Origin of the sequence: Methanogenium sp. S4BF (assembly GCF_029633965.1) — an archaeon.
Classification (GTDB): Archaea; Halobacteriota; Methanomicrobia; order Methanomicrobiales; family Methanomicrobiaceae; genus Methanogenium.
The window spans coordinates 92,998-107,478 of record NZ_CP091277.1 but is presented as its reverse complement, the minus strand read 5'-3'; the positions used below and the strand labels follow the sequence as shown (position 1 = coordinate 107,478).

13 protein-coding genes are annotated in these 14,481 nt (G+C 52.4%); 6 read left to right on the top strand and 7 right to left on the bottom strand.

The features are described from left to right. Positions 1-39: 39 nt before the first annotated feature. Positions 40-1,872 carry a threonine--tRNA ligase gene (locus tag L1S32_RS00550; RefSeq protein WP_278155438.1) on the top strand — a complete coding sequence of 611 codons (1,833 nt, stop codon included), beginning with the start codon at positions 40-42 and terminating at the stop codon, positions 1,870-1,872. Positions 1,873-2,061: 189 nt separating this feature from the next. Further along, the gene (locus L1S32_RS00545) at positions 2,062-3,141 is read left to right on the top strand and encodes a low specificity L-threonine aldolase (RefSeq protein WP_278155437.1); all 1,080 of its coding nucleotides are present in this window, start codon (positions 2,062-2,064) and stop codon (positions 3,139-3,141) included. 26 nt (positions 3,142-3,167) lie between these two features. Here L1S32_RS00545 and L1S32_RS00540 read toward each other — a convergent pair whose 3' ends face one another. From L1S32_RS00540 to nifB, 5 genes are all read right to left on the bottom strand, one after another. Continuing rightward, entirely contained in the window at positions 3,168-3,626 is a 459-nt protein-coding gene (locus tag L1S32_RS00540) for a hypothetical protein (RefSeq protein WP_278155436.1), read from the bottom strand. A 161-nt stretch (positions 3,627-3,787) separates the two neighbouring features. Continuing rightward, positions 3,788-4,297: a hypothetical protein gene (locus tag L1S32_RS00535; protein ID WP_278155435.1), complete on the bottom strand. Its 510-nt coding sequence runs from the start codon at positions 4,295-4,297 to the stop codon at positions 3,788-3,790. A gap of 61 nt (positions 4,298-4,358) precedes the next feature. Continuing rightward, positions 4,359-6,320, bottom strand: coding sequence for a PAS domain-containing sensor histidine kinase (locus L1S32_RS00530; protein WP_278155434.1), 1,962 nt, complete (start codon positions 6,318-6,320; stop codon positions 4,359-4,361). Beyond that, a complete protein-coding gene (locus L1S32_RS00525; protein WP_278155433.1) occupies positions 6,310-7,473 on the bottom strand; it encodes an FIST C-terminal domain-containing protein in 1,164 nt (387 codons plus the stop codon). The genes L1S32_RS00530 and L1S32_RS00525 overlap by 11 nt, the downstream gene beginning before the upstream one ends. 152 nt (positions 7,474-7,625) lie before the next feature. Then, the gene (gene nifB, locus L1S32_RS00520) at positions 7,626-8,531 is read right to left on the bottom strand and encodes a nitrogenase cofactor biosynthesis protein NifB (protein WP_278155432.1); all 906 of its coding nucleotides are present in this window, start codon (positions 8,529-8,531) and stop codon (positions 7,626-7,628) included. 141 nt (positions 8,532-8,672) lie between these two features. Here nifB and L1S32_RS00515 point away from each other — a divergent pair, with 141 nt between their 5' ends. After that, complete coding sequence (locus tag L1S32_RS00515; RefSeq protein WP_278155431.1) at positions 8,673-9,167, top strand: hypothetical protein; 495 nt, start codon at positions 8,673-8,675, stop codon at positions 9,165-9,167. Positions 9,168-9,176: 9 nt separating this feature from the next. Here the strand turns inward: L1S32_RS00515 and L1S32_RS00510 are convergent, their stop codons facing one another. Then, complete coding sequence (locus L1S32_RS00510; RefSeq protein ID WP_278155430.1) at positions 9,177-10,469, bottom strand: hypothetical protein; 1,293 nt, start codon at positions 10,467-10,469, stop codon at positions 9,177-9,179. 181 nt (positions 10,470-10,650) lie between these two features. Between L1S32_RS00510 and L1S32_RS00505 the strand changes: the two genes are divergently transcribed. Genes L1S32_RS00505 through L1S32_RS00495 form a run of 3 tightly spaced genes read left to right on the top strand, consistent with a single transcriptional unit; the run spans position 10,651 to position 13,789 of the window. After that, positions 10,651-11,865: a CARDB domain-containing protein gene (locus L1S32_RS00505; RefSeq protein ID WP_278155429.1), complete on the top strand. Its 1,215-nt coding sequence runs from the start codon at positions 10,651-10,653 to the stop codon at positions 11,863-11,865. Between the two features lie 3 nt (positions 11,866-11,868). After that, complete coding sequence (locus L1S32_RS00500) at positions 11,869-13,077, top strand: FtsX-like permease family protein (RefSeq protein WP_278155428.1); 1,209 nt, start codon at positions 11,869-11,871, stop codon at positions 13,075-13,077. A 37-nt stretch (positions 13,078-13,114) separates the two neighbouring features. Further along, on the top strand, positions 13,115-13,789 hold the full coding sequence (locus L1S32_RS00495) for an ABC transporter ATP-binding protein (RefSeq protein WP_278157099.1): 675 nt from the start codon (positions 13,115-13,117) through the stop codon (positions 13,787-13,789). Positions 13,790-13,895: 106 nt separating this feature from the next. Here the strand turns inward: L1S32_RS00495 and L1S32_RS00490 are convergent, their stop codons facing one another. Continuing rightward, entirely contained in the window at positions 13,896-14,210 is a 315-nt protein-coding gene (locus tag L1S32_RS00490; RefSeq protein WP_278155427.1) for a hypothetical protein, read from the bottom strand. Positions 14,211-14,481 lie beyond the last annotated feature (271 nt).

The following is a 14,481-nucleotide window of genomic DNA, read 5'->3' as shown; positions in this document are numbered from 1 at the left end:
AAACGGTACTCGCGACATATATACCGAGGAGTATCAACCATGCGGATTTTGCTGATTCATTCCGACCAGATAACATATGAGGCCCAGAAGAAGACACCGGTAGCAGAAGAGAACATTGTGCCGGCCGACGGACTTGAAGAGGCACTGACAGCATTCTGTGCTGTGGAAGCGCCGGACGAAGAGAATATCCCGGGTGTTGCGGCCAAAACCGCAGCGGAGATCCTTGAGGCGGCTGAGAAGCTCGGCACAACAAATATCATGATCTACCCGTATGCCCACCTCTCCAGTGACCTGTCGTCCCCAAAAGCGGCGATTCAGGCACTGACAGCAATCGAGGAGATCTGTTCCCAGGCAGAAGGGATGACCGTCAAACGTGCACCCTTTGGCTGGTACAAGGCATTCACCCTCTCCTGCAAGGGCCACCCCCTCTCTGAACTCTCCCGGACGATTACTCCGGAGGACGCAGAAGAGAAGGCAGAGAAGAAGAAAGTCACACATACCTTTTTTGTCCTCACCCCTGAAGGCGTCCGGGAAGATTCTGCGAAATATGCAGATGACACACCATTCGGGAAGCTGGTCATAAAAGAGACCGGAATCGCCGCAGAAACATCCGGTGACTCTGTGCACTGCGAACTGATGCGGGCAAAGGAACTCGTTGATTATGAGCCTCTCTCTGATGTCGGAAACCACCGGTGGATGCCACGGGGAAAGATCATCCGCGACCTGCTCAGTGATTATGTCCTCGGACTGGTGCTTGACTATGGCGGCATGCCGGTTGAGACGCCGGTCATGTACGACCTTGACAACCCGGCAATAAACGAACATGCAGGAAAGTTCGGCGAACGCCAGTACAGGTTCAAATCAGGCAACCGCAATATGATGCTCCGGTTTGCCGCCTGTTTCGGGATGTTCTCCATCATGCACGACATGCACATCTCACCGAACACGCTCCCGATGAAGATGTACGAGCTCTCCACCTACTCCTTCCGTCATGAACAGAAGGGAGAGTGCATCGGCCTGAAGCGCCTGCGGGCATTTACGATGCCAGATATGCACTCCCTCTGCCTCGACATGGACCAGACGCTCTCCTGCTTTGAAGAGCAGCTGATGATCGGCTGGCAGACCGGCCGCGACCTCGAGACACCGCTGGCCGGTGTCTTCCGGTGTACGGAAGGATTCTACGAAGAGCATGAGGACTGGGTCAAGGGCATCGTAAAGGCATCCGGTGTGCCGATGCTCATTGAACTGCTCTCTGACCGTGTGCACTACTGGGTGGCAAAGGTGGACCTTGCAGCGATTGACGGACAGGGCCGCCCCATCGAGAACCCGACCGTCCAGATTGATGTGGAATCATCAACACGGTTCGATATCAAATACTTCACCGACGAAGGAGAGGTACATCCCCCCATCATCCACTGTTCTCCAACCGGTTCGATTGAGCGGGTTATCTGCGCCCTTTTGGAGAAGACCGCAACACAGGATGTCCCGATGCTTCCGGTATGGCTCTCCCCGACACAGGCACGTATCGTGCCGGTGGCCGAGCGCCATATCCCCTACGCCACTGAGGTATGTGCAGCCCTGACAAAGGCAGGCATCCGCTGTGACATTGACGACCGCGAAGAGTCGGTCGGCAAGAAGGTCAGGGAAGCAGGCATGGACTGGGTGCCATACGTGGCAATCGTCGGTGATGCAGAAGCTGAATCCGGCACACTCACCGTGACCATCCGGAAGGAGTCACAGCCAAAGAAGCCATACAAGGAAGAGATGACACCGGAAGCACTGGTTGAGGCAATATCTGCGGTGACTGCAGGCAAACCGGTGCGGAAAATATACACCCCAAAGAACCTCTCCGTGAAACCACGGTTTATCTGAAATTTCCTTCATTTTTTTCACTCATTTCAGACACATGGTAACGGATTCATCCGCCAGTCATGAAGCGAACGCTCCATGCAATTATGCCGGATATGCTGATGAACAATGCCTGCGGACAGAGCGTCAACCGAAAGATTACACTACCGTGCCTGCCCAAACCTACACTAGTACGAGCAAAACGGAGCATCAATGACGCACCCAGATTCAGCTAACCGGATATATCAGACGAGCTTCGCCAGTGACAACAACACAGGGGTCCATCCTGCGGTGATGGAGGCCATCGTGGCTGCAAATGAAGGGGACGTTATTGCCTACGGCGATGATCCGTTTACCGGGAGGGCGGTGGACGTCTTCCGGCAGCACTTCGGTGCCGATACGGAGCCGTTCTTTGTCATGAACGGCACCGGGGCAAATGTGACCGCCCTTGCAGCCATCACACGGCCCTTTGAGGCGGTCATCTGCACGGACTGCGCCCATATCAATGTCGATGAATGCGGAGCGCCGGAGCGGGTAGCAGGCTGTAAACTCCTTCCCGTCAGCGCACCTGACGGAAAACTGACCCCGGAGGACATCGAATCGTGCCTCTCCGGACGGGGGGACGAACACAATGCACAGCCGAGGGTGGTCTCTCTGACCCAGGCAACCGAGACAGGGACAGTCTATTCACCGGAGGAAATGCGGGCCATCGCAGAGACTGCACATGCAAACGGGATGCTCGTCCACATGGACGGTGCACGCATCTGCAACGCGGCAGCAGCCCTCGGGAAGCCCTTGCGGGAGATTACCCGTGATGCGGGGGTGGATGTACTCTCCTTTGGCGGTACAAAAAACGGCCTCATGTACGGCGAGGCGGTACTATTTTTTTATCCTGACCTTGCCGCAGATTACCGGTATTACCGCAAACAGGCAACCCAGCTCGCCTCTAAGATGCGCTTTGTTGCCGCGCAGTTCACCGCCCTTCTGGAAGGGAACCTCTGGCTGGAGAATGCATTGCATGCAAACCGGATGGCTTCCCTCCTTGCAGCATCCGTCCGGGAGATTCCGGGCGTGGATATTGTACAGCCGGTGGAGAGCAATGCAGTCTTTGCGGCCATCCCAAAAGAAACAGTGACTCCATTGATGGAGCATTCGTATTTCTACCTGGCCGGCAGTGACACCCCAATACCGGTGGCCCGCTGGATGACATCATGGAGGACAACAGAAGAGGATGTGCACGCGTTTGCAGCGGCAGTTAAAGAGACGGTGCAACGTGCAGGCAAAATGGGGTGATATCCGGAAAAAGGAGAGAAAGAGTCTCAGACACCCGTCACCGTCACACTGCTGCCCATCGATACCAGCCGTTCCGTGATCTTGCCGTCCGCGACCGTGATCTGCAGGGTAACATCATCCATAGTATGCTGCGGATCCTTCAGGGACGGCATCGTGTGCCGGAAGGTATAGACAGAGTAGGGCCGGGCACCATCACCAGGCTGGTAACTGCTGCTTTCAACCGCCACAAGCGGTGTATCGTTATAGAAATCCTGCACCGTATACCCGGCAAGGGCGGGGTTTTGTGCAATCTCCTCTTCAATGAGGCGGGTCAGGGTCTCTTCTGCATCCGCCTCTGCCACCTGGAACGGGATGATGGAATCAGGTTCGCCGGCTTGCGGGGGAACCATCTCCTGCGGGCCCGGTGAGGCGAGACAGCCTGCCCCGCAGATAGCGGCACAGATGCAGGCAGCACAGAAAATGAAACTGGATGTTTTGGGTGCCACCCTATACATCCTCCATTCCATATTTTTTCACCATACTGCCGAAACAATCATTCAGCCCGCGTTGGGACATACATTCTGCACTCATTCCCTGAAATTGATCCTTCAGATACTTGGCAATAGTGATTTTTTACACGTGCCTGCCACTCCCATGCTGGTGCAGATCATCCGACCACATCAAGTGTCATCTGCCGGTCACAGATCACCCGTCCGTTCTTCCACTCACAGTCATGTTCGATATAGAGATACCGGCCGGCATACGGCCAGATCACATCGAGGTATGCATCTCCCGGACGGGCAAGAAGCACGATGCGATTTGCGCATGACCATGCGTATTCCCTGAGCATCGCTGCGACACGGGCGGCGCTCTCTTCATCATCTTCGTATATCTCAGGGTCATGCACGACCACAAAAAGCGGTGCATTCCGCGTCCGGACAAGAGAGGTCAGTTGTGACGGAGTACCGGCGCGAAGGGCTGCGGCACCGGCACGCCCGTTGACTGCCTGCACAAAGGCCCCGTCCCGCACCCGCCCACAGGTTATGACCACTGCGCCGCCTGATTCACGCAGAAGCAGGGCCGCAAGTGTCTCTTCGAGGAGCGGCCGGGGTGCTGTGACCACGGTGAGGAGCCCGCGTTCGCAGTACTCCGCAGGTTGTATGACATTCTGCTGCATATGCACATATGCGGCCCGGGGTGCATATGAATACGCGTGAGAGACGGGGTGAAAGTGTGTGTCACACGACGGGAGGAATGTTCCGGCAGGCACCGGGAGGAATCGTGAGCGAGAAGGCCGCTCCTCTGCCCACCGTGCCTGCCTCTTCGATGCCAATGCCGGTGAGATCCAGAATTTCACGTATGAGATAGAGACCATACCCGGTGTTTGAGCCAAAACCTTTCTCAAATATCCGTTCTTTCATCCCATCAGGCACTCCCACACCATCGTCCGCAAATGTGAGCGTACCGCTGCCATCTGCATTCGGCATCCAGGTGACCGCCACAGAAGAGGCATTGAATCCGTGCCTGAGAGAATTCTCCATGAGATTGAAGGCAACCTTCTCAAAGAGAGGATCTGCATAGATCTCCAGGTCGCCCGTATTGCACGAGATGGTGAGTGCAGAGAGCTCTGCATCCTGTGATACATTCCTGATGACAGAACAGATATGCTGCCATTGAGGTGTTTGCATCCCAATATCCTGATAATCTCGTGAGAATATAATCTGCCGCTCAATTGTCTCTGCAATCTCAAATAAATCTGACACATACTCTGCATCAACAGGGTCTCCTGCTGCAAGAGAATCCGCAAGCAGTTCTTTGAATAGCAGCATCGCGGTTACCTGGTTCAGGATGTCATGCCGGGTGACAGAGGAGAGGAGGGCAAGTTTCAGGTTCGTCCTGCGCAATGCCTCTTCGGCCATCACCTGATCACTGATATCGATCACCGCCCCATGGATGCCGCCAAACTCCCCGTCGCGGATAATGGGGCTGCTGTAGACCAGTGCAGGAAATGTGGTTCCGTCCATGCGACGGATCGTGAATTGCATCGCCTGTATCCGGTCCCCTGACGCAATGTCGGCGATTTTTTTCTCAGCACGGGTGACATCTTCAGGGATCACACAGTCTCTGAGAAGAAGGCCGGACTCAGGCAATTCAGGACCAAATTTCATGGAAGAAAATGCGGTCTGGTTTGCAAATGTCACGGATCCTTTTTCGTCCGATTCATAGAGAATGATGGGGATGAAATCGGCAAGTTCCCTGAACTGCTGTTCGCTCTTTCGCAACTGTTCAAGCATCTCTTTCTTTTTTTCCGTGACATCAATGCTAAAAAGGGCAACCGCGTCAATATCCCCGCGACTGCAAAAGACAGGAGACAGATGCACCTCAGTGACGCGGCTTCCCCACTCCACTTCAATAGTTTCAGACGCCATATTCTCGATAACCCGGATAAATCCTTCCTTTACCCTGTTCATCACAGGTGAATCATACTCCAGAATACCGGATTCTGGCGACGCGTTCCGAAGAAGGGAATGGTGCCGGAGGAAGGCCTCATTGCCGATGATAACCGATCCGTCCCGTCTGAACAGTGCTGCATTTTCAGGAATGCTGTCGATGAATGTCTGCAGTGCATTTTTTGAATATTTCAGACGTTTTTCAGCAGCAGTCCGCTCCCGAACTTCATCAACAAGTGCCTTATGGGAGAGACAGCCCCGTACAGATACCGCAAATTTCCGTACGACATTGCGCAATTGCGCCATTTCTTCCGCACTGAACGCTTCATTCCTGTTCTGGGCATAAATCTTGAGAATGCCATAATCTCCCAGAGGATAGAGTGCATATGCCCCTCCCCGGATCTGCTTTTCCGTTACCAGCGATGAAAATACCAGATCATGAACAGCATATGAGACCGCCTTCCCGTCGGTAAGCGGAGTAAAGAGAGGGTGCGTTATGGGCAGTGTCACAAAGTCTGCCATCACCAGCGGGTAGGCATAGACACATGTTGCATCTCCTGCATCCCCCCCGTTTTTCAGCACATCATTTCTGAGCCAGAGTGAAACAAATGAATAGTTCTTCCGGGCCAGCAGAAGTGTACAGAATGTGTCACTATTTTCCTGAAGATCAAGGGAGTTGCCTATGGAAAAAGCGAGTTCATTGACTATTGAGAGATTTTTCGAGACTTCAGACGTCTGATCAGTCCTCATAAAACCGTCCGGCCACACAGGTATAATTCAGGCATTCAAGCATCCCTGTCCCCATTGAACTGATTTCCCCGAATGAGAAAATCCCTTCCATCTTAACAGGTGCTGGTATTTCAGAGACAGCCGCTTTAACCGTCTCCAGTTCACGGAAGTATCTCTCACCGGTTATCCATTTTCGGCAAATACAGTTGATCAGAAACAGAACAGCAGATCTGTTCTCCATATCCCCGGTTGCAATCTTCGCAGAGATGGCCGCTGCATTCAGCAGAGATTCATAGGAATATTTCGCAACGCGAAAAACAGCATTCTCCGGCACATCACCTGCACAAACAAGCGACCCGTCAGGCGTGATCTGCAGCACCGCCCTGCAGACAGATTCGGGAAAATCGGTCTGGAGTAGCATCGGGTGATATGCAATCCATTCTTCCGGGCATTTAGAGGGAAAAACTCCCTGGCAATCTTCTTCAATGACTGTGAGATATTCATTCAGCGGATTTCTCCAGTTTATCTCTCTCACACAATTATGATCAGTTGCTGTTGATATCATCGATTCAGAGATCGGAATAAACCCATGCCTGGCTGCAACCATGCAGTCAGCAGAGAGAACCGCAAATACAGCTGCAGTATTTGAGAATGCTTCATTTGAAAAGACAGAAGGCCGCAAAACCATATCCTCGTATCCCATAACGGACCCAATATAGGTCACCCCGTTCCCGAACAGTCCATATATCTGCCGGAGAAAATGCGTGGAAGAATTCGGCCCGGGAAAATATATCATCACTGTCCCACCCCCTTCTGCAAAAGGCATTTCCAGGTCCTGAACAATGTCCCGTGAGATATCGTCTGTGATAAAATCCGGTACAATAAAAGGCCCTGCAGCACATGAAAACCTGCGAATTAATGCACCGCAGTCCCTGACGGTTGTCCCGACAATGAGGCCGGGTGCAATACCACCCATAAACCGGATACCCGCCCCGGTAAGTTCCCTGCGCAGCAGTTCAATATCCGGCACATCCGTATCCGCAAAGAAAAGCGTAAAAATGTCATCCTGACCGGTGTAAAGAGCCTTTGCAGCAGCAAGAACGTCGCTGACAGCTGATGATGAAATATACAGATCAATGCCCCCCCAAACGGCACCTGATATGCATCTATTCATTTACGCCAGCATAAATATTTGCCTGCAAAATGCCCGAAATACAGGTCCTGAAGCCATTTACAGATTTAAAATGTCAGATACCGTTTTAATCAAAATTTAAAGTGAAATATCTGAAAAAAAGACGCAAATCAGTATTAAAAAATTATGAGGTATTACAGTGCCCCACAGTTCCGGTATATCTCATCCTGCATATCTTTTCCGAGCTTTCCGATGGCATCAGAGCGGCACCGCTGGCAATGCCGCATCTGGCGGACATACGGGGCACATGCATCATGCATTGCCTTCTTGTCCGCAGGGGTGGGCGGAGTGATATGGGCAAACTTATACTGTGGAATGACCGGGATGATATTGAAGGTATAGACTCCCATCTCTCCCATCTTCTTTGCGATATCGACGACATGGTGGTCATTGACGCCTGGTATCAGGACTGTGTTCACCTTGACGAGCATCTTGCGTTCCACTGCCATCTCAATACCTTTGATCTGCTGTGCAAGGAGGCGTTCTGCTGCCTCACGTCCGTGCAGCTTCTTTCCTTCCCATTCGACAAAGGAATAGATCTTCTCGCCGATTGCCGGGTCAATTGCATTGCAGGTCACCGTGATGTTTCCGACATCATACTCTTCGAGGAGGTCAATAGACTCGGGAAGCATCAGTCCGTTTGTGGAGAGGCATTTGATGGGAACCGGGAATTCCTCCTTCAAGAGACGCAGCGTCTCAAAGGTCTCCTCATTTGCAAGCGGGTCGCCCGGCCCTGCAATGCCGATGACCTTGATGTAGGAGAACTTCCCCATCACTTCCCGGACCAGCGCAATGGCTTCCTCAGGTGAAAGCACCCTGCTGCAGACGCCGGGGCGGCTTTCGTTGACACAGTCGAAGTCACGGACACAGTAATTGCACTGGATATTGCATTTTGGTGCTATGGGAAGGTGCATTCTTCCAAACTTGTGACATGCTTTTTCGCTATAGCACGGATGTTCCTGGATCTTCCTGAGAACTTCGGGGTCGTACGGGATCTCCTCTCCGTTAACCGTTGCAGTGGGATATTCGCCGGATGCCATTGAATAGCCAATTTTGTTACAGATAAATAATAAACGTATGGAAACAACGCAACGAAACTGAAAGGGGACCAATATACTATATATACTGTATCTGGATCTTCTACTAGGAATCAGAAAGGACAAATTAGCCTTGCCATATTCGTGCTTTTCCTCGCTGCATTCGTGTGCGGATGTGCCACAACGGATGAACCTGCTGAACCAACACCGGTCATCACACCGGCCCCCACCGTAGAGGAGGCATGGGCTGTTACCGATCCCATCTTAATCAAATCAGCCGGCGTGCCGGACTACAAAACAGAGATACGGGCAGAACCGATTAACAATGTCTTCGGCATCTATGTCAGCCTTGATATTGATGCCACCGGAACGGGGGGCAACATGGCAAGTGAGGGAGACAATCTCTTCATGGTGGCTTTTGCATACAATTATGCAGCAGTGCCGAAGGACTTTACCATCACATCCTATAGCGACGTCATCGCATCCGGCATACCCTATAAATCATTGACAGACCGCATCTTCCCCATGAATGTGAAAACAGAAAATTTCGCCGTTGTAGGGCTGAAAGACGGGATGCAGATTAATCCCGCTGAGCCCTATAACTATGGCGTCATCATCATGCTCAGGGATGACGTGTAAAAACCATCCTCAGGGATTCTCTTTTTTTGGTGCCCGCTGAATCATCACATCAAGATTGGGGACGATCATCCACACCGGAAAATATCCGGCAAACGCCTGATCATCCACCTTGAACATATGCAGGCGGGTATATGCCTTGCTGATGGTTTCAAGTTCTTTTTCCGCCTCCTCACCAGGAGTTTCCGGAAGTGCCCGGATTCCACTGAGCAGGGTATTCTGCAGAAGCCCGTGGTTATATTCAGAGAGTTCAAGCACCAGTTTCCTGCTGTATATCCCCTGGAAGTAGCGCACAACAAGAAGCTGTGAAAGAAATACCAGAAGCAGAGGAATGGCATTCGGCCCGAGGGCAACAAATCCTTCAATTCTCATTACACTGGATAGCGACTGGCCCGGAAGGAGCAGGACACCCAGTATCAGCACCCCCGATATGGCCGCAAGGAATGCCAGGATAAGAATAAATTTCATGCCATTTGCAATTCCCTGATTCAGGCGGCGTGAGATATCAGTGCGTATTCCCATAATCCCTGAAAAGAAACCGGGAGAGTACGGTTTGATCTTCAGTATCCCGGAGTAAAATGCAATAATCGCAAGGGACTGCACAATCAGTATGACCGCTGACCGGAGTTCAAAGAATCCGGTGATAAGACCGATGAGAGCAAGGATGATGCTTACTGAAAAGAGCAGAATAAAGCCGGGAGCTATTGGCTGGCAGTTAATGAAGAAGAGGTTCCAGAGCGTCTCTGCATAGAGCTTGCGTTCACGCGTAACTGCCGTTCCGGCACTTGCCGCCGCATCCCGCACGAGGTCGGTAAAACCCCCGTTCTCTTTGCCTGACGGAAAGGCAATATCTGCTTTTTGCGTGGGAAGCATCAGAATGATGGGGTTGAACATCAGCAGAAGGAAGGATGCCACCACCCAGAATAGGCTGTAATTGGGCAGTTCTGCAAAGAAGATGACATTCATAATAAATGCGAAAAAAATCAGAACCAGTGCATATTTTCCGGCCCCGTGTGTTTTGCTGTATTCCGATATCTTCCGATCAGTATCGATAATTTCTGCCTGCATCTCTGTCATAAGACGCCGGCGTTCTGCTGTATAATTGTCACTCATTTCAGTATAACTCCCTGATATAGCTGCACTCCTGCGGCCCTCACATTCAGATATGTTCTCTCCCCGTATTGAAATTACTTCAGGAGAACGACGAAAGGGGTGCATCAGGAAGAGCGCACGGAACTCACTATACCCTTCCCCTCCGCCATTTATGCGCCGGCAGGCATCCCCGGAAGTCATTTCCGACTTCAATAGACCCTCCTGCACGGACCTCTGCATCAGCCCTTTTTCTGCATGACCGTGCCGCATGCGACACACCACAAAAAAACAGGAACAGGGAATATGACCGGAAGTCATTTTAGTTACCTGAAGTTACATTAGCTAGTATTAGCGGACGGGCAGGGAAATGGATACCATACAGAAGACTCACAGGATGATTCGATATGTTTGTGTGCTCTGCATCTGCATAGCAGCACTGACAGGAATTGCGGCAGGAGGGTTATATGAACCGACCGTCACAGCAACTGAAAGCACAGTCACACCCACAGTCCTGATGCCGGGGGATACCGGGATGATCACCGTGATTCTGAAGAACACAGCGCAGACATCGACGGCGACGACGGCTGATGCGCAGATCACCACACAGACTGATGTAAATCCGACGATCACAAGCGTCTATCTGGATGGCAGAGGTGATATCGAAGTCCTCGGCGGCAATTCACAGTTCACCGGAGACCTTGGGCCGGGACAGGAGATAACGCTCTCCTTTCTGATTCAGGCCCCGGAAGAGTCTGGCATCTATTTCCCCGTCCTGCGGGTCCGGGTCAGGGGTGCAGAAGGACTCACCTACCCGGTGCCGGTGAATGTAAATATGCCGATAGCAACCCTCAGCACGGCGATGCTTGTCGTAACACAGGAGGAGAACGGGTATGTGGTGCCGGGAGAGACCATCCACCGCACTGTGACTATTACGAACAGCGGCAGGAGCGCTGCAGAAGACATCCGTATCCGGATTGCAGACGACAACCCCTACATCGGACCTCTTGAAACAGGGGCCTTCTATCTGGAGTCACTTGCACCCGGAAAATCAGACGAAATTACGGTCAGCCTGATAACCAGCCGGTTGCTGGAAAACAGTGTGCAGGAGATCCCGCTCGAGATCACCTACGCAGTGGTGGACGGGATAGCGGTGGCGCAGACAGACTCCCTCACCCTTGATGTGCACGGGCATGCCGAGCTTTCCATCGCATCAGTGCGCACCGACCCGGCCAGGGTTTCCGCGGGTGAACCCTTTGAGATGACCATCCGGCTGGAGAATACCGGCACAGATGAGGCCATTGCAACCACTGCAGAAATGGATCTGCCTTTTGCTGGCTCAAAAGAGGCATATATCGGCAAAATAAAGCCGAACAACGATGCCCCCGCGGTTTTCTCCCTTGACAGCGGAAAGGGAGGGGACTATCCCTACACCCTGACAGTCACTTGGGAGGATGACTGGGGTATACATACAGAATCATTTGACCTCACCCTTCCGGTGAAAACGAATGACTCAACCGCAGCGATCGTTGGATTCCTGATCGTCCTGATTCTTGCAGTGGGCGGCGCCTATTACTTCCTCGTATACCGGAAGAAGACCGGGCAGGCATAAGCGATGTTTGACGATCTGAGAGTCTCTGCCTTTCTTGCCGCCCGGTCCATCCAGCGGGGAGGGAGTGGCAGGAATGCCATGAATATCATCATCATTGCCCTGGTACTCACCAATATGATCTTTCTCCCGTCGGTGATTATGGGGGCAATGGACGTATATTATGTGCAGACCGTCGATTACATCTCATCAGATGTGATTATCAAACCCCCCGAAGACATCCGGTATATCGATGATGTGGAGACGCTGCTTGCAACGGTCAACCGGGTGCCGGGTGTGGTGCGCGCCTCCGCACGTTATCCCATGGCAGGATCGATAGACTTCGAGGATAAGACGGTTGCAATGCAAATTGATGCTTTTGACCCGCGGGATGAGACGGAAGTCACCCTCTTTCACAAACACGTGAAAGAAGGGGATTTTCTTGGCAGCGGGGACCGGGACCAGATCCTCGTCGGCAGTCTTGTGGCAGGTACCAAGGATGACACCGGAGAATTCTATGCATCCCTCGGCGGAGCCACTGTCGGGGATTCAGTCGTTGTCCGGTATGCAAACGGTGTCGTGAGGGAATACCGCATCAAGGGAATATTCACTACCAAGTCATACCAGGCAGATTACATGGTCTTCGTGACAAAAGATGAGATGGACGCAGTCACCGGCCTGGGTGGTGCACAGGCAACAGAGGTGCTGGTAAAGACCGTTGCCAATGAAGATGCACCACTTGTCAAAAAGCGGATCCTCCAGTTTGGTGTAGGAGAGGATGTCGAGACATGGGAAGAGGCACTGCCCGATGTCGTGAGTGAATCGGTTGAGTCCTTTGCCATTATCAACATGATCAGTGTTCTGGGAAGCCTCGTCATCGCCGTGGTGCTCATCTTCATCATGACCACGATTAAGACCTTCAACAACCGCAAACAGATTGGCATTCTCAAGGCAATCGGTCTGAAAAAAAGCATCATTATAAACTCCTATGTGATGCAGGTGATCTTCATCTGCCTTATCGGTGCCATCGTAGGGTCAATTCTCATCGGTACCATGGTCCTCTATTTCACCACCTATCCAATTGAGTTCCCGGATGGCGATGTGACACCCATCGTAACCTGGACAATGATCGTCGAGAATACCGCATTGCTCTTCATCTCATCTGCCGTCGCCGGATTCATCCCTGCCTGGCGGGTGACAAACGAAGGGATTCTGGAGGCGATTCGCGGTGGATGATTACATCCGGGCAGAAGGACTCCGGAAATTCTATACGATGGGAACCGTCGAAGTCCGGGCAATCAACGGAGTCTCGTTTTCTGTCAGAAAGGGGGAATTTCTGGGCATCACGGGTTCATCAGGGTCGGGAAAGTCAACACTCCTCCATATGCTCGGCCTGCTTGACCCGCCGACCGAAGGGACGATCACCATCGACGGCAGGGATGTCGTTTCCCTGTCGGAAGCTGAAAAAGGGATATTCCGCCTCTCCCGGTTCGGGTTCATCTTTCAGGATTATGCACTGGTGCCTGAGCTCACAGCAGAGGAGAATGTTTCCCTTGTCGCAATGGCACGGGGGGAAGAGAGAGAATCATATTCCCGCCGCAGCAGAGACCTCCTCAGCCAGGTCGGTCTGGGAGAAAGGGTGGCCCACCTCCCGTCCGAACTCTCAGGAGGAGAACAACAGCGGGTGGCAATTGCCCGGGCGCTCATCAACTCCCCCGAAATTCTCTTTGCAGACGAGCCCTGCGCCAATCTTGACAGCGCCAATTCACGCGCAGTGCTTGATTTATTCCGGGACATTAACCAGAAGATGAACCTGACCATTATCATGGTCTCGCATGAGAACTGGCACAAAGAATACTTTGAGCGGATTATTCGCCTCCGTGACGGAGAGATAGATGAGGATTTCCGGCCCGAAAAGCCGGATGCACCCCTCGCATACGACCCCTGAACTTTCGCCCTGCACGGCCTGAATGTAAAAAGGATTTCCTGAAACCATATCACAACCAGATATGGCCCGGCCAAAACAGCCAATCGAACTCCAGCGCAGTCTTTTTTCATTTCATACCGGAGGTAACCCACCCTGCAGGGACATGCCCGGAAAAAATGCATACCGGCGCCTTTGCTATTCCTGTCCCTATGCTGAGCGCAGCGGGGGTGTTCTCTTCTGCCACCGTCATGCCATGGCCGTCACCGTACGGGATAAATACGGTCTGAAAGAATGGAAAGAGCTCAGGGAAGTCATTCTGAGACGGGATGGGCACCGGTGCAGGCTCTGCGGTGCTGAAGAATATCTCCACATCCATCACCGGGACGGCGATCCGACCAATGACGGGCCGGAGAATCTCGTCACCCTCTGCGAACGATGCCATTCCCGCGTCCATGGCCATAGGAACCGGCAGGCGTGTCAGCCACGTATTCAGGAGAAGTGGAGACTGGAGAAATAAGGTCCGGTTGCAGCGGGTGCCGGCACATAGTCCAAAAAAAAATAGCAGGTACAAACCTTCAGCACTACACGGATGAATTCTTCCCACCTTTTCATAAAGAAGTAGTGCTCCATCGTCCTCAACGGACCACCTCCCCGGAAACCAAAATACTAATAAGCAGTACGTCAATGTCCCCCTGATAGCAGGCACTGAATTA